General features: G+C 62.4%; 24 protein-coding genes. 21 read left to right on the forward strand and 3 right to left on the reverse strand.

Annotated features, from left to right (window positions below):
- The first annotated feature begins 29 nt into the window (after positions 1 to 29).
- Complete coding sequence (gene rpoC / locus AC0L2M_RS24025; protein ID WP_091591775.1) at positions 30 to 4,226, forward strand: DNA-directed RNA polymerase subunit beta'; 4,197 nt, start codon at positions 30 to 32, stop codon at positions 4,224 to 4,226.
- Positions 4,227 to 4,360: 134 nt separating this feature from the next.
- Here the strand turns inward: rpoC and AC0L2M_RS24030 are convergent, their stop codons facing one another.
- The 3 genes from AC0L2M_RS24030 to AC0L2M_RS24040 all read right to left on the reverse strand — a co-directional run bounded on the left by AC0L2M_RS24030 (position 4,361) and on the right by AC0L2M_RS24040 (position 5,937).
- Positions 4,361 to 4,603, reverse strand: a complete 243-nt coding sequence (locus tag AC0L2M_RS24030; RefSeq protein ID WP_473536164.1) for a hypothetical protein — start codon at positions 4,601 to 4,603, stop codon at positions 4,361 to 4,363.
- Positions 4,578 to 5,513: a Gfo/Idh/MocA family protein gene (locus AC0L2M_RS24035; protein WP_473536090.1), complete on the reverse strand. Its 936-nt coding sequence runs from the start codon at positions 5,511 to 5,513 to the stop codon at positions 4,578 to 4,580. Before AC0L2M_RS24035 ends, AC0L2M_RS24030 begins: the two co-directional genes overlap by 26 nt.
- Positions 5,514 to 5,655: 142 nt before the next feature.
- Positions 5,656 to 5,937, reverse strand: coding sequence for a hypothetical protein (locus tag AC0L2M_RS24040; RefSeq protein ID WP_023798115.1), 282 nt, complete (start codon positions 5,935 to 5,937; stop codon positions 5,656 to 5,658).
- A gap of 462 nt (positions 5,938 to 6,399) precedes the next feature.
- Between AC0L2M_RS24040 and rpsL the strand changes: the two genes are divergently transcribed.
- From rpsL to rpsH, 20 genes are all read left to right on the forward strand, one after another.
- Positions 6,400 to 6,771 (forward strand): 30S ribosomal protein S12, encoded by a 372-nt coding sequence (gene rpsL / locus AC0L2M_RS24045; protein ID WP_006333356.1) that lies wholly within the window; start codon positions 6,400 to 6,402, stop codon positions 6,769 to 6,771.
- 85 nt (positions 6,772 to 6,856) lie between these two features.
- Complete coding sequence (gene rpsG / locus AC0L2M_RS24050) at positions 6,857 to 7,327, forward strand: 30S ribosomal protein S7 (RefSeq protein ID WP_008875664.1); 471 nt, start codon at positions 6,857 to 6,859, stop codon at positions 7,325 to 7,327.
- Positions 7,328 to 7,357: 30 nt separating this feature from the next.
- Positions 7,358 to 9,448, forward strand: coding sequence for an elongation factor G (gene fusA, locus AC0L2M_RS24055; protein WP_023798114.1), 2,091 nt, complete (start codon positions 7,358 to 7,360; stop codon positions 9,446 to 9,448).
- A 66-nt stretch (positions 9,449 to 9,514) separates the two neighbouring features.
- Positions 9,515 to 10,690, forward strand: coding sequence for an elongation factor Tu (gene tuf / locus AC0L2M_RS24060; protein WP_091591201.1), 1,176 nt, complete (start codon positions 9,515 to 9,517; stop codon positions 10,688 to 10,690).
- 63 nt (positions 10,691 to 10,753) lie between these two features.
- Complete coding sequence (gene rpsJ, locus AC0L2M_RS24065) at positions 10,754 to 11,062, forward strand: 30S ribosomal protein S10 (RefSeq protein WP_006205468.1); 309 nt, start codon at positions 10,754 to 10,756, stop codon at positions 11,060 to 11,062.
- A 140-nt stretch (positions 11,063 to 11,202) separates the two neighbouring features.
- Positions 11,203 to 11,949: a 50S ribosomal protein L3 gene (gene rplC, locus AC0L2M_RS24070; RefSeq protein ID WP_473536091.1), complete on the forward strand. Its 747-nt coding sequence runs from the start codon at positions 11,203 to 11,205 to the stop codon at positions 11,947 to 11,949.
- The gene (rplD, locus tag AC0L2M_RS24075) at positions 11,949 to 12,569 is read left to right on the forward strand and encodes a 50S ribosomal protein L4 (protein ID WP_027154042.1); all 621 of its coding nucleotides are present in this window, start codon (positions 11,949 to 11,951) and stop codon (positions 12,567 to 12,569) included. Before rplC ends, rplD begins: the two co-directional genes overlap by 1 nt.
- Entirely contained in the window at positions 12,566 to 12,859 is a 294-nt protein-coding gene (locus tag AC0L2M_RS24080; protein WP_010909275.1) for a 50S ribosomal protein L23, read from the forward strand. Before rplD ends, AC0L2M_RS24080 begins: the two co-directional genes overlap by 4 nt.
- Positions 12,860 to 12,882: 23 nt before the next feature.
- On the forward strand, positions 12,883 to 13,716 hold the full coding sequence (rplB, locus tag AC0L2M_RS24085; protein ID WP_027154041.1) for a 50S ribosomal protein L2: 834 nt from the start codon (positions 12,883 to 12,885) through the stop codon (positions 13,714 to 13,716).
- Positions 13,717 to 13,732: 16 nt separating this feature from the next.
- Positions 13,733 to 14,011 (forward strand): 30S ribosomal protein S19, encoded by a 279-nt coding sequence (rpsS, locus tag AC0L2M_RS24090; protein ID WP_006205463.1) that lies wholly within the window; start codon positions 13,733 to 13,735, stop codon positions 14,009 to 14,011.
- A gap of 2 nt (positions 14,012 to 14,013) precedes the next feature.
- The gene (gene rplV, locus AC0L2M_RS24095) at positions 14,014 to 14,403 is read left to right on the forward strand and encodes a 50S ribosomal protein L22 (RefSeq protein WP_023799292.1); all 390 of its coding nucleotides are present in this window, start codon (positions 14,014 to 14,016) and stop codon (positions 14,401 to 14,403) included.
- The gene (gene rpsC, locus AC0L2M_RS24100; RefSeq protein ID WP_023799291.1) at positions 14,403 to 15,128 is read left to right on the forward strand and encodes a 30S ribosomal protein S3; all 726 of its coding nucleotides are present in this window, start codon (positions 14,403 to 14,405) and stop codon (positions 15,126 to 15,128) included. Before rplV ends, rpsC begins: the two co-directional genes overlap by 1 nt.
- Before the next feature lie 27 nt (positions 15,129 to 15,155).
- Positions 15,156 to 15,569, forward strand: a complete 414-nt coding sequence (rplP, locus tag AC0L2M_RS24105) for a 50S ribosomal protein L16 (RefSeq protein ID WP_023799290.1) — start codon at positions 15,156 to 15,158, stop codon at positions 15,567 to 15,569.
- A gap of 13 nt (positions 15,570 to 15,582) precedes the next feature.
- Complete coding sequence (gene rpmC / locus AC0L2M_RS24110) at positions 15,583 to 15,783, forward strand: 50S ribosomal protein L29 (protein WP_023799289.1); 201 nt, start codon at positions 15,583 to 15,585, stop codon at positions 15,781 to 15,783.
- Between the two features lie 11 nt (positions 15,784 to 15,794).
- Complete coding sequence (gene rpsQ / locus AC0L2M_RS24115) at positions 15,795 to 16,034, forward strand: 30S ribosomal protein S17 (RefSeq protein ID WP_023799288.1); 240 nt, start codon at positions 15,795 to 15,797, stop codon at positions 16,032 to 16,034.
- A 71-nt stretch (positions 16,035 to 16,105) separates the two neighbouring features.
- Positions 16,106 to 16,474, forward strand: a complete 369-nt coding sequence (rplN, locus tag AC0L2M_RS24120; RefSeq protein ID WP_006205457.1) for a 50S ribosomal protein L14 — start codon at positions 16,106 to 16,108, stop codon at positions 16,472 to 16,474.
- A gap of 12 nt (positions 16,475 to 16,486) precedes the next feature.
- Complete coding sequence (rplX, locus tag AC0L2M_RS24125) at positions 16,487 to 16,801, forward strand: 50S ribosomal protein L24 (protein ID WP_013531428.1); 315 nt, start codon at positions 16,487 to 16,489, stop codon at positions 16,799 to 16,801.
- Positions 16,794 to 17,372, forward strand: a complete 579-nt coding sequence (rplE, locus tag AC0L2M_RS24130; protein ID WP_023799287.1) for a 50S ribosomal protein L5 — start codon at positions 16,794 to 16,796, stop codon at positions 17,370 to 17,372. The genes rplX and rplE overlap by 8 nt, the downstream gene beginning before the upstream one ends.
- A 27-nt stretch (positions 17,373 to 17,399) precedes the next feature.
- Positions 17,400 to 17,705, forward strand: coding sequence for a 30S ribosomal protein S14 (rpsN, locus tag AC0L2M_RS24135; RefSeq protein ID WP_023799286.1), 306 nt, complete (start codon positions 17,400 to 17,402; stop codon positions 17,703 to 17,705).
- Positions 17,706 to 17,717: 12 nt separating this feature from the next.
- Positions 17,718 to 18,116 (forward strand): 30S ribosomal protein S8, encoded by a 399-nt coding sequence (gene rpsH / locus AC0L2M_RS24140; RefSeq protein ID WP_006205453.1) that lies wholly within the window; start codon positions 17,718 to 17,720, stop codon positions 18,114 to 18,116.
- Positions 18,117 to 18,150: the final 34 nt, after the last annotated feature.

An 18,150-nucleotide genomic window follows, 5' to 3' on the forward strand; every position in this document is an offset into this window, starting at 1 on the left:
GTTTCGATGACCCCGAAAAGGAGAACGGCATGAACCAAGAGGTCATGAATCTCTTCAATCCCCAGGCGCCTGCGCAGGTGTTCGATTCCATCCGGATCTCGCTCGCCAGCCCTGAGAAGATTCTGTCCTGGTCGTTCGGCGAGATCAAGAAGCCGGAGACCATCAACTACCGCACCTTCAAGCCGGAGCGCGACGGCCTGTTCTGCGCGCGTATTTTCGGTCCGATCAAGGACTACGAATGCCTGTGCGGCAAGTACAAGCGCATGAAGTACAAGGGCGTCATCTGCGAGAAGTGCGGCGTCGAAGTCACGCTGTCGCGCGTCCGTCGCGAGCGCATGGGCCATATCGAGCTGGCCGCGCCCGTCGCCCATATCTGGTTCCTGAAGTCGCTGCCGTCGCGTATCGGCACGCTGCTCGACATGACGCTGAAGGACATCGAGCGCGTTCTCTACTTCGAGAACTACATCGTCACCGAGCCCGGCCTGACCGCGCTGAAGGAGCACCAGCTCCTTAGCGAGGAAGAGTACATGATGGCCGTCGACGAATATGGCGAGGATTCGTTCACCGCCATGATCGGCGCCGAGGCCATCCACGACCTTCTGGCCGGCATGGACCTGGAGAAGATCGCCGGCGACCTGCGTTCGGAGCTGGCTTCGACTACATCCGAGCTCAAGCAGAAGAAGTATCTGAAGCGGCTCAAGGTCGTCGAGAACTTCATGGAGTCCGGCAACCGTCCGGAATGGATGATCATGAAGGTGGTGCCGGTGATCCCGCCGGACCTGCGCCCGCTGGTTCCCCTGGACGGCGGCCGCTTCGCCACGTCCGATCTCAACGATCTCTATCGCCGCGTCATCAACCGCAACAACCGTCTGAAGCGGCTGATCGAGCTGCGCGCGCCCGGCATCATCGTGCGCAATGAAAAGCGCATGCTGCAGGAAGCCGTCGACGCGCTGTTCGACAACGGCCGTCGCGGCCGCGTCATCACCGGCGCCAACAAGCGTCCGCTGAAGTCGCTGTCCGACATGCTGAAGGGCAAGCAGGGCCGGTTCCGCCAGAACCTGCTCGGCAAGCGCGTCGACTATTCCGGCCGCTCGGTCATCGTGACCGGTCCGGAGCTCAAGCTGCACCAGTGCGGCCTGCCGAAGAAGATGGCGCTCGAACTGTTCAAGCCCTTCATCTATGCCCGTCTCGACGCCAAGGGTTATTCCTCGACCGTCAAGCAGGCGAAGAAGCTGGTCGAGAAGGAGCGTCCGGAGGTCTGGGATATCCTCGACGAGGTTATTCGCGAGCATCCGGTGCTTCTGAACCGTGCGCCGACGCTGCACCGCCTCGGCATCCAGGCGTTCGAGCCGATTCTGATCGAAGGCAAGGCGATCCAGCTTCACCCGCTGGTCTGCACGGCCTTCAACGCCGACTTCGACGGCGACCAGATGGCGGTTCACGTGCCGCTGTCGCTGGAAGCACAGCTTGAAGCCCGCGTGCTGATGATGTCGACCAACAACATCCTGCACCCGGCTTCCGGCGCGCCGATCATCGTGCCGTCGCAGGACATGGTCCTGGGTCTCTACTATCTCTCGATCGTCAACCAGAACGAGCCGGGCGAGGGCATGGTGTTTGCCGACATGGGCGAACTCCAGCACGCGCTCGAGACCAAGGCGGTGACGCTGCACTCCAAGATCAAGGGCCGCTTCCGCTCGGTCGATGCGGACGGCAAGGTCGTGTCGAAGATCTACGACACCACGCCCGGCCGCATGATCATCGGCGAGCTTCTGCCGAAGAACGTCAATGTGCCGTACGAGACCGCCAACCAGGAGATGACCAAGAAGAACATCTCCAAGATGATCGACACCGTCTACCGCCATTGCGGTCAGAAGGAGACGGTCATTTTCTGCGATCGCATCATGGCCCTCGGCTTCAGCCACGCCTGCCGCGCCGGCATTTCGTTCGGCAAGGACGACATGCTGATCCCGGATGCCAAGATCAAGCTGGTTTCCGACACCGAGGCCTTGGCCAAGGAATACGAGCAGCAGTACAATGACGGCCTGATCACCCAGGGCGAGAAGTACAACAAGGTCGTCGACGCTTGGGCCAAGTGCTCGGAAAAGGTCGCCGACGAGATGATGGCTCGCATCAAGGCGGTCGAGTTCGAGGACAATGGCCGTCAAAAGCCGATGAACTCGATCTACATGATGTCGCACTCCGGTGCGCGCGGCTCGCCCACCCAGATGCGCCAGCTTGCTGGTATGCGCGGCCTGATGGCCAAGCCGAGCGGCGAGATCATCGAAACGCCGATCATCTCGAACTTCAAGGAAGGCCTGACCGTGCTCGAGTACTTCAACTCGACCCACGGCGCCCGCAAGGGTCTGGCCGACACCGCCTTGAAGACGGCGAACTCGGGTTACCTCACCCGTCGTCTGGTCGACGTGGCGCAGGACTGCATCGTCAACTCCGTCGACTGCGGCACCGACAAGGGCCTCACCATGCAGCCGATCGTCGATGCCGGCCAGGTCGTCGCTTCCGTCGGCCAGCGGGTTCTCGGCCGCACGGCGCTCGACGACATCACGCATCCGGTCACCGGTGAGGTTCTGGTCAAGGCCGGAACCCTGATGGACGAACGCGACGTCGAGCAGATCGAAAAGGCCGGCGTCCAGTCGGTCCGCATCCGCTCGGCGCTGACCTGCGACGTCAGGGTCGGTGTCTGCGCGGTCTGCTACGGACGCGATCTGGCCCGCGGCACCCCGGTCAACCAGGGCGAGGCTGTCGGCGTCATCGCGGCGCAGTCGATCGGCGAGCCGGGCACCCAGCTCACCATGCGTACCTTCCACATGGGCGGCACGGCGCAGGTGGTGGACTCGTCGTTCCTTGAAGCCTCGTATGAGGGCAAGGTCGAGATCCGCAACCGCAACGTGGTGCGCAACTCCGACGGCCAGCAGATGGTCATGGGCCGCAATATGGCCGTGCTGATCCTCGACGAGGCCGGCAAGGAGCGCGCCACGCACCGCCTCACCTATGGTTCGCGCATCTTCGTGGACGATGGCGACAAGGTGAAGCGCGGCCAGCGCATCGCCGAGTGGGATCCCTATACCCGCCCGGTCCTCACCGAAATCGAGGGCAAGGTGGCGTTCGAGGATCTGGTCGACGGCATTTCCGTCCAGGAAACGGCCGACGAATCGACCGGCATCACCAAGCGCGAGGTCATCGACTGGCGTTCGACGCCGCGCGGCAACGACCTCAAGCCGGCGATCGTAGTCCAGGACGCCAAGGGCAAGGTCGGCAAACTGTCGAAGGGCGGCGACGCTCGCTTCCTGCTCTCGGTCGAGGCCATTCTGTCGGTCGAGCCGGGTGCACAGGTTCGCCCCGGCGACGTGCTGGCGCGTATCCCGATGGAAAGCGCCAAGACCAAAGACATCACCGGCGGTCTGCCGCGTGTTGCCGAACTGTTCGAGGCACGCCGTCCGAAGGATCACGCCATCATCGCCGAGATCGATGGCACGATCCGCTTCGGCCGCGACTACAAGAACAAGCGTCGCATCATCATCGAGCCACATGACTCGACGCTTGAGCCGGTCGAATACCTGATCCCGAAAGGCAAGCCGTTCCATCTCCAGGACGGCGACGTCATCGAGAAGGGCGACTACATCCTCGACGGCAATCCGGCGCCGCACGACATCCTGGCGATCAAGGGCGTTGAGGCGCTTGCCTCCTACCTCGTCAACGAGATCCAGGAGGTCTACCGTCTGCAGGGCGTGTCGATCAACGACAAGCACATCGAGGTGATCGTTCGCCAGATGCTGCAGAAGGTCGAGATCACTGCGCAGGGCGACTCGACCTACATTCCGGGCGACCACGTCGACGTGATCGAGCTGGAAGAGGTCAACGAGCGCCTGGTCGAGGACGGCAAGAAGCCGGCCGAAGGCCAGCCGGTGCTGTTGGGCATCACCAAGGCCTCGCTGCAGACGCCGTCCTTCATCTCGGCCGCCTCCTTCCAGGAGACGACCAGGGTGCTGACCGAAGCGGCGGTTGCCGGCAAGACGGACATGCTGCAGGGGCTGAAGGAAAACGTCATCGTCGGCCGTCTGATCCCGGCCGGCACCGGCGGCACGATGAGCCAGATCCGGCGCATCGCCACCTCGCGTGACGAGCTGATCATCGACGAGCGCCGCAAGGCGTCGGGCGTCGAGGTCGCCGACCCGATGCTGACCGACATGGCTTCCGCCGCGCAGTAAGCGCGGCGGGTACAGATCTCAGGCAACGAAGCCGTCGGGGCAACCCGGCGGCTTTTTTGCATGTTGAGTTGGCGACGAACTGGAGGAGGCGTCGTCGAGTGTTGCGACTTGTTTCGATCGTCCGGCGCCGCCCCTCATTGCCCTGCCGGGCATTTCTCCCCGTAAACGGGGAGAAAGAAGCTGGCCGCAACCTTGGCGCTCTTTCTGCGACGGTGGAGATTGGCGAAATCTTTGATGACGGCGTCCTTCTCCCCGTTCACGGGGAGAAGATGGCGGCAGCCAGATGAGGGGCGGCGCGGCGATTGCAGAATGTCAGGACCGGAGAAGGCCACTCCTTGCAGCGCCGCGGCGTCAATCGAAAAACGCTTCCACCACATTGCGCTTGCCGAGCATAAAAGCGTCGGCGACATGTTGCAACGGAGCGAGATCGACGTCGGAAACGCCGGCGCGCACGATCTCGGCGAAGCGCTTGTAGAGCATCGGATATTCGGCTTCCGGCTCGTCGTGAACGATGCGGCCGTCGACCGCGAGTTTTGCGCCGCCGCCCGAAAGCACCATCGCGCCCTTGTCCGTCTCGGCCAGGATGTCCCAGCTTTGCGGGCCGGTCTGGCGCCAGTCGAGTTCCATCGCCACCGGCAAGCCGTTCGAGGTGCGGAAGGCGATGTGCGCGGCGATCGGGGCTGCACGGTTTTCGGGAAAATCGAGGATTGCCGAGCTGATGAACATCGCCGGCAATATGTGGGTCGCGATCGACAGCGCGTTGATGCCGGGATCGAAGACGCCGAAGCCGCCCGGCGCCCAGATCCAGTCCTGGTTCGGGTGCCAGCGGCGCACGTCCTCCTTCCAGTTGATGGCGGCCGACCTGATCTGGGTCGAGCCTAAAAATGCGCGCGCCGCTTCCACCGCCGGCGCATAGCGCGAATGCCAGCTGGCGAACAGCGAGACGCCGTTTGCCGCGGCCAGTGCTTTCAGGTCTTCGACCTCGCTGACCGTGGCGCCGGGTGGCTTTTCCAGAAAAACATGCTTTTTTGCTTCCAGCGCCGTCCGCGCGGCGTCGTAGCGGAACTGCGGCGGCATGCAGAGCGATACGGCCTCGAGCTCCGGCACGGCGTCGAGCATCGCCTCGATATCAGGAAAATTCGCGATGCCGTCCACCTTGCCGTGCCGGCTGGCGGCGGCGGTGAGCAGGTAGTCACGGTCCTTGGCCAGGGCCGGCAGGTGCTGGTCGCGAACAATCTTTCCCACGCCGACGATGCCGAGCTTGATGGGACCGCTATTCAGGGACATGGGAACTCCGCAGGTTGATATTGCGCTTGGTTCTTAACAGAGAACCGATGCCGGGCAAGCAGTGCCAGACCGCGACGGCCCCAGACCGCGACGGCCCCAGACCGCGACGGCCCCAAACCGCGACGGCCAGGGGCATGGCTGGTCACAGCGGCACGTCGAAGGTGACGATCGACACTTCGCCTTCGAGCGCGCCCTGATAGGCCGACAAATGCGGCTCTTCGTCGGGCACGCCGTCCAAGTCGCCGATCTGGTCGAGCTCCGCCTCGGCGTAGCCTTCGGCCGCGAGTGATTCGAGCGCCCGGCGCACCGCCGAATCGTCGTCGGGCGCGACCAGCATGAGGTGGACGCCTTCCGGCTTGCCGCCCTTTCTTTTCCACGCCCGGCCGGTGATGATGGTGACCGGGCGCTCATCATTGTCGTTCACGGGCCGATTCCTCCGGGCGAGGGGATTTGCGCTGTTCATGTCGCTTTTTCGCATGAAGCGTGGCTATGCAACAGCCGAGGGCCGGTCACTTTCTTCCTTGCTCTTGCAAAATGGCGAAAGAAAATTACATGCGCTTTTCGCATGGCTGCCAAGCCTCGGTTTCAGCGTAATATTTGGTGCTCCGGGGTTGACGGGCAACAGGCTTGCGAGTAGAAGCCGCCCAGTCAGAACCGATGTGAGGCTCTCCCTTCCGAAGCGACACGCTTTGGAGTTTGCCTCAAACAGGGTTCGTTTTACGAGCGAAAAGACATTTCCGGCGTGCATGAAGCGGTTTCCGCTTCCTCTGCCATTTGTTCGGGCAAGACCGCGAGGCGCGGTTTGTGGCCCGACTTTGCGTATGGAAATGACGCTTTGAGCGGCCCTGACCGGGCAAGACACGGAATTGAGAGACAAGAGGGTTTAATGCCTACCGTCAACCAGCTGATCCGCAAGCCGCGCATTGCGCCGGTGAAGCGCAACAAGGTCCCGGCCATGCAGCAGAACCCGCAGAAGCGGGGCGTCTGCACGCGCGTCTACACAACGACGCCGAAGAAGCCGAACTCGGCGCTGCGCAAGGTGGCCAAGATCCGCCTGACCAATGGTTTTGAAGTGATCGGCTACATCCCCGGCGAAGGCCACAACCTTCAGGAGCACTCGGTGGTGATGATCCGCGGCGGCCGCGTCAAGGATCTTCCGGGCGTCCGCTACCATATCATCCGCGGCGTGCTCGACACGCAGGGTGTGAAGAACCGCAAGCAGCGCCGTTCGAAATACGGCGCCAAGCGTCCGAAGTGACCGAAGCGTAGCCAAGGTCATCCCGGACGGCGCCAGGCGACGATCCGGGATCCAGGCCACCACGCAGAATTGAGGCAGAGAAAAAATGTCCCGTCGTCACAGTGCAGAAAAGCGTGAGATCAATCCGGACCCGAAGTTCGGCGATCTGATCGTCACCAAATTCATGAACGCCGTCATGTATGACGGCAAGAAGTCGGTTGCCGAGACCATCGTCTACGGCGCGCTCGACCAGGTCCAGTCCAAGACCAAGCAGGAGCCGGTCACCGTCTTCCATCAGGCGCTCGACAATGTCGCGCCGCATGTGGAAGTGCGTTCGCGCCGCGTCGGCGGCGCCACCTACCAGGTTCCGGTCGACGTGCGCCCCGAGCGTCGTCAGGCGCTGGCCATCCGCTGGCTGATCGCCGCCGCCCGCAACCGCAACGAGACCACGATGGTCGACCGCCTCTCCGGCGAGCTGATGGACGCGGCCAACAACCGCGGCACCGCCGTCAAGAAGCGTGAAGATACCCACAAGATGGCAGAAGCCAACCGCGCCTTCGCGCACTACCGCTGGTAAAGCGCGAACGAGACTGAAGAGGCACCTCCCATGGCCCGTGAATATAAAATCGAAGACTACCGCAATTTCGGTATCATGGCGCATATCGACGCCGGCAAGACGACGACCACCGAGCGCGTCCTCTACTACACGGGCAAGTCGCACAAGATCGGCGAAGTCCATGACGGCGCTGCGACCATGGACTGGATGGAGCAGGAGCAGGAACGCGGCATCACCATCACGTCCGCCGCGACCACGACCTTCTGGAAGGCTCGTGACGGCAAGATGCACCGCTTCAACATCATCGACACTCCCGGCCACGTCGACTTCACCATCGAGGTCGAGCGTTCGCTGCGCGTGCTCGACGGCGCCATTGCGCTGCTCGACGCCAACGCCGGTGTCGAGCCGCAGACGGAGACCGTCTGGCGCCAGGCCGACAAGTACCGCGTGCCGCGCATGATCTTCTGCAACAAGATGGACAAGATCGGCGCGGATTTCTATCGCTCGGTCGAAATGATCGGCTCGCGCCTCGGTGCGCAGGCTGTCGTCATGCAGCTGCCGATCGGCGCCGAGACCGAGTTCAAGGGTGTCGTCGATCTCGTCGAGATGAACGCGCTGGTCTGGCGCGACGAGACGCTCGGCGCCGCCTGGGACGTCGTCGAGATCCCGGACGACCTCAAGGCACGTGCCGAAGAATATCGCGAGAAGATGATCGAGGCCGCCGTCGAAATGGACGAGACGGCGCTCGAGAATTACCTCGAAGGCAAGATGCCCAGCAATGACGAGATCCGCGCCCTGATCCGCAAGGGCACCATCGCGGTGAAGTTCTACCCGATGTTCTGCGGCTCGGCCTTCAAGAACAAGGGCGTGCAGCCGCTGCTCGACGCAGTCGTCGAATATCTGCCGTCGCCGGCCGACGTTCCGGCCATCAAGGGCGTCGACGCAAAGACCGACGCCGAGATCGAGCGTCACGCCGACGACAGCGAGCCGCTGTCGATGCTCGCCTTCAAGATCATGAACGACCCGTTCGTCGGATCGCTCACCTTTGCCCGCATCTATTCGGGCAAGCTCACCAAGGGCATCTCGGTCGACAATACGGTGAAGGGCAAGAAGGAGCGCATCGGCCGCATGCTGCAGATGCATGCGAATTCGCGCGCTGACGTCGAAGAGGCTTTCGCCGGCGACATCGTCGCTTTGGCCGGCCTCAAGGACACGACGACTGGCGACACGCTCTGCGATCCGCTGCATCCGGTCATCCTCGAGCGCATGGAATTCCCCGATCCGGTCATCCAGATCGCGATCGAGCCGAAGACCAAGAACGACCAGGAAAAGATGGGCCTTGCGCTGCATCGCCTGGCCGCCGAGGACCCGTCCTTCCGCGTCAAGACCGACGAGGAAAGCGGCCAGACGATCATCTCCGGCATGGGCGAACTCCACCTCGACATCATCGTCGACCGCATGCGTCGCGAGTTCAAGGTCGAGGCCAATGTTGGCGCGCCGCAGGTGGCCTATCGCGAGACGATCACCCGCAGGCACGAGCAGGACTACACCCACAAGAAGCAGACCGGCGGCACCGGCCAGTTCGCCCGTGTCAAGATCCTGTTCGAACCGAATCCGGAAAGCAGTGAATTCCTGTTCGAATCCAAGATCGTCGGCGGCGCAGTGCCGAAGGAATACATCCCCGGTGTCGAAAAGGGCATCAACAGCGTCATGACCTCTGGCCCGTTCGCCGGCTTCCCGATGATCGGCGTCAAGGCGACGCTGATCGACGGCGCCTACCATGATGTCGACTCCTCGGTGCTCGCCTTCGAAATCGCCGGCCGTGCCTGCTTCCGTGAAGCGGCGCCCAAGCTTGGCGTGCAGCTGCTCGAGCCGATCATGAAGGTCGAAGTGGTGACGCCGGAAGATTATGTCGGCAGCGTCATCGGTGATCTGAACGGCCGTCGCGGCCAGATTCAGGGCCAGGAATCGCGCGGCGTGGCGGTGGTTGTGAACGCCATGGTGCCGCTCGCCAACATGTTCAAATACGTCGACAATTTGCGCTCGATGAGCCAGGGCCGCGCGGCCTATACGATGCAGTTCGATCACTACGAGCCGGTCCCCACCGCGGTCGCTCAGGAAGTCCAGAAGAAATACGCGTAACCCCAACGGGTTGCAGCGCTAACTTAATTCAAAGCCCGCACGGGCGAGCAGGAATGGAGAGATCACATGGCAAAAGGTAAATTCGAGCGTACAAAGCCTCATGTGAACATCGGCACGATTGGCCATGTCGATCATGGCAAGACGTCGCTGACGGCGGCGATCACCAAGTATTTTGGCGAATACAAGCGCTACGACCAGATCGATGCGGCGCCCGAGGAGAAGGCGCGCGGCATCACCATCTCGACGGCGCATGTCGAATACGAGACGGCCAACCGCCACTACGCCCATGTCGACTGCCCCGGCCACGCCGACTACGTCAAGAACATGATCACCGGTGCTGCGCAGATGGACGGCGCGATCCTGGTTGTGTCGGCCGCCGACGGCCCGATGCCGCAGACCCGCGAGCACATCCTGCTGGCCCGTCAGGTCGGCGTGCCGTCGATCGTGGTGTTCTTGAACAAGGTCGACCAGGTCGACGACGCCGAGCTGCTCGAGCTGGTCGAGCTCGAGGTGCGCGAGCTGCTGACCAAGAACGAGTTCCCCGGTGACGACATTCCGATCGTCAAGGGTTCGGCACTTGCGGCTTTGGAAGATTCCGACAAGAAGATCGGCGAGGATTCGATCCGCGAGCTGATGGCTGCGGTCGACGACTACATCCCGACGCCGGTTCGCCCGCTCGACAAGCCGTTCCTGATGCCGATCGAGGACGTGTTCTCGATCTCCGGCCGCGGCACGGTTGTGACCGGCCGCGTCGAGCGCGGCGTGGTCAAGGTCGGCGAGGAGCTTGAGATCGTCGGCATCCGTCCGACCACCAAGACGACCTGCACCGGCGTCGAGATGTTCCGCAAGCTGCTCGACCAGGGCCAGGCCGGCGACAACATCGGCGCGCTGCTGCGCGGTGTCGACCGTGAAGGTGTCGAGCGCGGCCAGGTTCTGGCCAAGCCGGGCACGGTCAAGCCGCACAAGAAGTTCGTCGCCGAAGCCTACATCCTGACCAAGGACGAGGGCGGCCGTCACACGCCGTTCTTCACCAACTACCGGCCGCAGTTCTACTTCCGCACGACCGACGTGACCGGCATCGTGTCGCTGCCGGAAGGCACCGAGATGGTGATGCCGGGCGACAACATCACCGTCGATGTCGAGCTGATCGTGCCGATCGCCATGGAAGAGAAGCTGCGCTTCGCCATCCGTGAAGGCGGCCGCACCGTCGGTGCCGGCATCGTCGTCACCATCAAAGAGTAATTTGGACTTAAACCGATCTGTCGCGGGCGCTGCCCGCGCCGCGCCAGAACAAGGAAGTGACGCATGAACGGACAGAATATCCGCATCCGCCTGAAGGCGTTTGATCACCGGGTGCTTGACGCCTCGACGCGGGAAATCGTGTCGACGGCCAAGCGCACCGGCGCCAACGTCCGCGGCCCCATTCCGCTGCCGACGCGGATCGAAAAGTTCACGGTCAACCGGTCGCCTCACGTCGACAAGAAGAGCCGCGAGCAGTTCGAGATGCGCACGCACAAGCGTCTGCTCGACATCGTCGATCCGACCCCGCAGACGGTCGACGCTTTGATGAAGCTCGATCTTGCTGCCGGTGTCGACGTCGAGATCAAGCTCTAAGGAACCAGAGCGGCGGGGCGACCCGGAACTCTGAAGGAACAAGAGGCGTGGAGGGGCGACAGCCCCGACAGGGAACTCTGAAGGAACAAGAGGCGTGGAGGGGCGACAGCCCCGACAGGGAACTCTAAAGGAATGAACCGATGCGTTCAGGTGTGATTGCAAAGAAGGTGGGAATGACCCGCATCTACAACGATGCCGGGGAACATGTTCCCGTCACCGTTCTCCAGATGGAGAACTGCCAGGTCGTGGCGCAGCGCACGCAGGAGAAGAACGGCTATACCGCCGTCCAGCTCGGCGTTGGCCTTGCCAAGGTGAAGAACACGTCGAAGGCGATGCGCGGCCATTTCGCGACCGCTTCCGTCGAGCCGAAGGCCAAGGTTGCCGAGTTCCGCGTCTCCGCCGACAACATGATCGATGTCGGCTCCGAGATCACCGTCGATCATTTCGTCGTCGGCCAGAAGGTCGATGTGACGGGAACCACGATCGGCAAGGGTTTCCAGGGCGTCATCAAGCGGCACCACATGGGCGGCGGCCGCGCGACCCACGGCAACTCGGTCTCGCACCGTACGCACGGCTCGACCGGCCAGCGCCAGGACCCGGGCAAGGTGTTCAAGGGCAAGCATATGGCCGGCCACATGGGTGACACCCGCGTCACCACGCAGAATGTCGAGGTCGTCTCGACCGATGCCGATCGCGGTCTGATCCTGATCCGCGGCGCGGTTCCCGGTTCGAAGGGCGCCTGGATCCTGGTCCGTGACGCAGCCAAGGTTGCGCTGCCGGCCAATGCGCCGAAGCCCGCCGCAATCCGCGCCATTGCAACCAATGGTGGCGCCAAGAACGATGCCCCGGCCACAGTAGATGCCCCGGCCACAGAGGGAGCGGAATAATGGACCTCAAGATCACAACGCTTGGCGGCAAGGACGCCGGCAAGGTGAAACTCTCCGAGGAGATTTTCGGCCTTGATCCGCGCGAGGACATCCTGCAGCGCGTCGTGCGCTGGCAGCTTGCCAAGAAGCAGCAGGGCACGCACAAGACCAAGGGTCGCGCCGAGATCGCCCGCACCGGCGCCAAGATGTACAAGCAGAAGGGTACGGGCCGCGCCCGTCACCATTCGGCACGCGCTCCGCAGTTCCGCGGCGGCGGCAAGGCCCACGGCCCGGTCGTCCGCAGCCATGAGCACGATTTGCCGAAGAAGGTGCGTGCGCTGGGCCTCAAGCATGCTCTCTCGGCCAAGGCCAAGAGCGCCTCGCTCATCATCATCGATGAGCTGATGCTGACCGAGGCCAAGACCAAGGCGCTGATCGCGAATTTCGCGACGCTGGGCCTGTCCAACGCCCTGCTGATCGGCGGCGCCGAGCTCGACAAGAATTTCAAGCTGGCGGCGACGAACATCCCGAACATCGACGTGCTGCCCATCCAGGGCATCAACGTCTACGACATTCTGCGCCGCGGCACGCTGGTCCTTTCGAAGGCCGCCGTCGAGGCTCTCGAGGAGCGCTTCAAATGACCGACCTTCGTCACTACGACGTGATCGTCTCGCCGGCGATCACCGAAAAGTCGACCATGGCTTCCGAGCAGAACCAGGTCGTCTTCAACGTCGCCAAGAAGGCGTCGAAGCCGGAAATCAAGGCTGCCGTCGAAGCGCTGTTCGGCGTCAAGGTGATGGCCGTGAACACGCTTGTCCGCAAGGGCAAGATCAAGCGCTTCCGCGGCACGATCGGCCGCCAGAGCGACGTCAAGAAGGCGATTGTGACGCTGGCCGACGGCCAGTCGATCGACGTCGCGACGGGTCTCTGAGCAAGACCGCGAGGACAACAGACATGGCACTGAAAAAATTCAACCCGATAACGCCGAGCACCCGTCAGCTGGTCATCGTCGACCGCTCGGGCCTCTACAAAGGCAAGCCCGTCAAGGGCCTGACCCAGGGCCTGACCAAATCGGGCGGCCGCAACAATTACGGCCGCATCACGGCCCGCTTCATCGGCGGCGGTCACAAGCGTACGTACCGCATCATAGACTTCAAGCGCCGCAAGTTCGACATTGTCGGCACGGTCGAGCGTATCGAATACGATCCGAACCGCAGCGCCTTCATCGCGCTGATCAAGTATGACGATGGCGAGCTGTCCTACATCATCGCTCCGCAGCGCCTTGCTGCCGGCGACAAGATCGTGGCCGGCGAAGCGGTCGACGTGAAGCCGGGCAATGCGATGCCGCTGGCCTCGATGCCGGTCGGCACGATCGTCCACAACATCGAGCTGAAGCCGGGCAAAGGTGCCCAGGTTGCCCGTTCGGCTGGCGGTTATGCCCAGCTCGTCGGCCGTGACCAGGGCATGGCGATCCTGCGCCTCAACTCAGGCGAGCAGCGTGTCGTCCACGGCTCGTGCATGGCCACTGTCGGCGCCGTGTCCAACCCGGACCACGGCAACATCAATGACGGCAAGGCAGGCCGCACGGTGTGGCGGGGAAAACGTCCGCACAACCGCGGCGTGACCATGAACCCGGTCGACCATCCGCACGGCGGCGGCGAAGGCCGCACCTCGGGTGGCCGCCATCCGGTTTCGCCTTGGGGCAAGCCGACCAAGGGCAAGAAGACGCGGTCCAATAAGGCGACCGACAAGTTCATCCTGCGCTCGCGCCATCAGCGCAAGAGCTAAGAAGAGGGAACGCCAAGTGACTCGTTCGATTTGGAAAGGCCCCTTCATCGACGGCTACCTTCTCAAGAAGGTAGACAAGGTTCGTGAAGGTGGTCGCAATGAGGTGATCAAGATGTGGAGCCGTCGCTCCACCATCCTGCCGCAGTTCGTCGGCTTCACCTTCGGTGTTTACAACGGCCAGAAGCACGTTCCCGTTTCGGTGAACGAGGACATGGTCGGCCACAAGTTCGGTGAATTCGCTCCGACCCGGACCTATTACGGTCACGGCGCGGATAAGAAGGCGAAGAGGAAATAATCATGGGCAAGGCCAAAGCTCCGCGCAGGCTTGCTGACAACGAAGCGCGCGCCGTGTTGCGCACGATCCGTATCAGCCCGCAGAAGCTGAACCTGGTTGCCGCGCTGATCCGCGGCAAGAAGGTCGCGACAGCGCTTTCCGATCTCGAATTCTCGGCCAAGCGGATTTCCGGCACGGTCAAGAAGACGCTGGAATCGGCGATCGCCAACGCGGAAAACAACCACGACCTCGACGTCGATGCGCTGATCGTGGCGGAAGCCTATGTCGGCAAATCGATCGTCATGAAGCGGTTCCATGCCCGTGGCCGTGGCCGCGCCAGCCGTATCGAGAAGCCGTTCTCGCACCTCACGATCGTCGTTCGTGAAGTCGAAGAAAAAGTGGAGGCCGCATAATGGGCCAGAAAATCAATCCGATCGGTCTGCGTCTCGGCATCAACCGCACCTGGGATTCGCGCTGGTTCGCCAACACCGGCGAATACGGCAAGCTGCTGCACGAGGACATCAAGATCCGCAAGTATCTTGAGAAGGAACTCAAGCAGGCTGCGATTTCTAAGGTCGTGATCGAGCGTCCGCACAAGAAGTGCCGCGTCACCATCCATGCGGCGCGTCCGGGCCTGATCATCGGCAAGAAGGGCGCCGACATCGAGAAGCTTCGTAGGAAGCTGATGGAGATGACGAAGTCCGAGACGCATTTGAACATCGTCGAAGTGCGTAAGCCGGAGATCGACGCGACGCTGGTCGCCCAGTCGATCGCCCAGCAGCTCGAGCGCCGTATCGCGTTCCGCCGCGCCATGAAGCGCGCCGTGCAGTCGGCGATGCGCCTCGGTGCCGAAGGCATCCGCATCAACTGCGCCGGCCGTCTCGGCGGCGCCGAGATCGCGCGCATGGAATGGTATCGCGAAGGTCGCGTGCCGCTGCATACGCTGCGCGCCGACGTCGACTACGGCACGGCCGAAGCACACACCGCCTACGGCATCTGCGGTGTCAAGGTCTGGGTGTTCAAGGGCGAAATCCTCGAGCACGACCCGATGGCTTCGGAGCGCCGCGCCACCGAGGGCGATCATGCGCATGGCGGTGGTGGTGAGCGCGAACGCGGTCGCCGTCGCGAAAACGCCTGAGACAGTTGAGAATTTGGAGTTAGAACGATGCTGCAGCCAAAGCGCACAAAGTTCCGCAAGCAGTTCAAGGGTCGTATCCACGGTGCCGCCAAGGGTGGCACCAATCTGGATTTCGGTGGTTTCGGGCTGAAGGCGCTTGAGCCGAACCGCGTCACTGCGCGTGAGATCGAGGCGGCCCGCCGCGCGATCACCCGCGAGATGAAGCGCGCCGGCCGCGTCTGGATCCGTATCTTCCCGGACGTGCCGGTGACGTCGAAGCCGACCGAAGTCCGCATGGGCAAGGGCAAGGGCGCGGTCGATTACTGGGCGGCGCGCGTCAAGCCTGGCCGGATCATGTTCGAGATCGACGGCGTCAATGAGGAAACCGCCCGTGAGGCGCTGCGTCTCGGCGCGGCCAAGCTCTCGGTCAGGACGCGCTTCGTACAGCGCATCGCAGAATAAGGACGGGTTGATCATGAAAGCCGAAGACATCCGGACCAAGACCCAGGACCAGCTGACCGACGAGTTGGCCAGCCTGAAGAAGGAGCAGTTCAACCTGCGCTTCCAGAAGGCCACCGGCCAGCTCGAGAAGACCGCGCGCGTGAGGCAGGTCCGCAAGGACATTGCGCGTATCAAGACCATCGCTGCGGAAAAATCCGCGGCTAAGAAGGCTTAAGGACGAAAACCATGCCAAAGCGCATTCTGCAGGGCACCGTCGTCAGCGACAAAAACGAGAAGACGGTTGTCGTCAAGGTCGAACGGCGCTTCACGCATCCCGTGATGAAGAAGACCGTGCGCATGACCAAGAAGTACAAGGCGCACGACGAGAACAACGCCCACAAGGTCGGCGATCAGGTGTTCATCCAGGAATCGAAGCCGATTTCCAAGGACAAGCGCTGGACCGTCGTGTCTTCGGACCAGGCGTAAACAACGAATTTTGGACAGACCGGGGAGGGGCTTTGCGCCCGTCCCGTTAGAAGAGAAGAAGGCGGCCAGTCATGATTCAGATGCAAACAAACCTCGACGTCGCGGATAATTCCGGCGCCCGTCGTGTCATGTGCATCAAGGTGCTGGGCGGCTCGAAGCGGAAATACGCTTCCGTCGGCGACATCATCGTGGTGTCGATCAAGGAAGCCATCCCGCGCGGCCGCGTCAAGAAGGGCGATGTGATGAAGGCGGTCGTGGTTCGCACGGCCAAGGACATCCGCCGCCCGGACGGCAGCGTGATCCGTTTCGACAAGAACGCGGCCGTTCTCGTCGACAACAAGAAAGAGCCGATCGGCACGCGTATCTTTGGACCGGTTCCGCGCGAACTCCGCGCCAAGAACCACATGAAGATCATCTCGCTCGCGCCTGAAGTGCTGTAAGGAGCCGGACCAATGCAGAAGATTAGAAAAGGCGACAAGGTCGTCGTGCTGGCCGGCAAGGACAAGGGCCGTTCGGGCGAAGTCCTCTCGGTACAGCCGAAGGAAGACACCGCGCTGGTGCGCGGCGTCAACATGATCCGTCGTCACCAGAAGCAGTCCCAGTCCCAAGAGGGCGGGATCATCACCAAGGAAGCGCCGATCCAGCTGTCGAACATCGCGCTGGCCGACCCCAAGGATGGCAAGCCGACCCGTGTCGGCTTCATCTTCCAGAAGGACGGCAAGAAGGTGCGCGTCGCCAAGCGCTCGGGAGAAGTCATCAATGGCTAAGGCTCAAACCAAGCAGGCGACTGCCCAGAACACGCCGCGCCTCAAGCAGGTCTACAACGAGACCATCCGCAAGGCGCTGCAGGAGCAGTTCGGCTACGAGAACGAGATGCAGGTTCCGCGCATCGACAAGATCGTGCTGAACATGGGCGTCGGCGAAGCGACCGGCGATTCGAAGAAGCCTTCGATCGCGGCGGAAGATCTTGCGCTGATCGCCGGCCAGAAGGCCGTCGTCACGCACGCGCGCAACTCGATCGCCGGCTTCAAGGTCCGCGAAAAGATGCCGATCGGCGCCAAGGTCACGCTGCGCAAGGAACGCATGTACGAGTTCCTCGACCGCCTCGTGAACATCGCGCTGCCGCGCGTCCGCGACTTCCGCGGACTCAATCCGAAGAGCTTCGATGGCCGTGGCAACTATGCCATGGGCATCAAGGAACACATCGTGTTCCCGGAGATCAACTACGACAAGGTTGATCAGATCTGGGGCATGGACGTCATCGTTTGTACGACTGCGAAGACGGACGACGAAGCCAGGGCATTGCTCAAGGCCTTCAACTTCCCCTTCCGCCAGTAACGGCAGCGAGAAAAGGAAAAATCTGAAATGGCAAAGACCAGCTCAGTCGAGAAGAACAACAGGCGCCGCAAGCTTGTGGACCAGTACGCTGCCAAGCGTAAGGTCCTCAAGGCGATCATCATGGATCAGTCCAAGCCGATGGAAGAGCGCTTCCGCGCTCAGCTGAAGCTTGCGGCACTGCCGCGCAACTCGGCCAAGATCCGCATCCGCAACCGCTGTGAAGTCACCGGACGTCCGCGTGCCTATTATCGCAAGCTCAAAGTATCGCGCATCGCGCTTCGTGATCTCGGCAATAACGGCCAGATCCCGGGCCTGGTCAAGTCGAGCTGGTAAGGAGGACATAACATGTCATTGAGCGATCCTCTCGGCGATATGCTGACCCGCATCCGCAACGCCTATGGCCGCAAGAAGTCGAGCGTTTCGACGCCGGCCTCGCGCCTGCGCACCCGCGTCCTCGACGTGCTGAAGGCGGAAGGCTATATCCGCGACTACAGCCAGACCGACTTCGACAACGGCAAGTCCGAAATCGAGATCGAGCTGAAGTATTTCGACGGAGCGCCGGTGGTGCGCGAAATCGCCCGCGTCTCGAAGCCGGGCCGTCGCGTTTACGTTTCGGCGAAGTCGATCCCGCACGTCGCCAACGGCCTCGGCATCGCCATCCTTTCGACGCCGAAGGGCGTGATGGCCGACCACGAAGCGCGTGAACAGAATGTCGGCGGGGAAATCCTCTGCCAGATCTTCTGATCTGGAGCGCGATCCCGAACCGAACCACGCAGTG

Source organism: Mesorhizobium sp. WSM4806 (assembly GCF_055811635.1).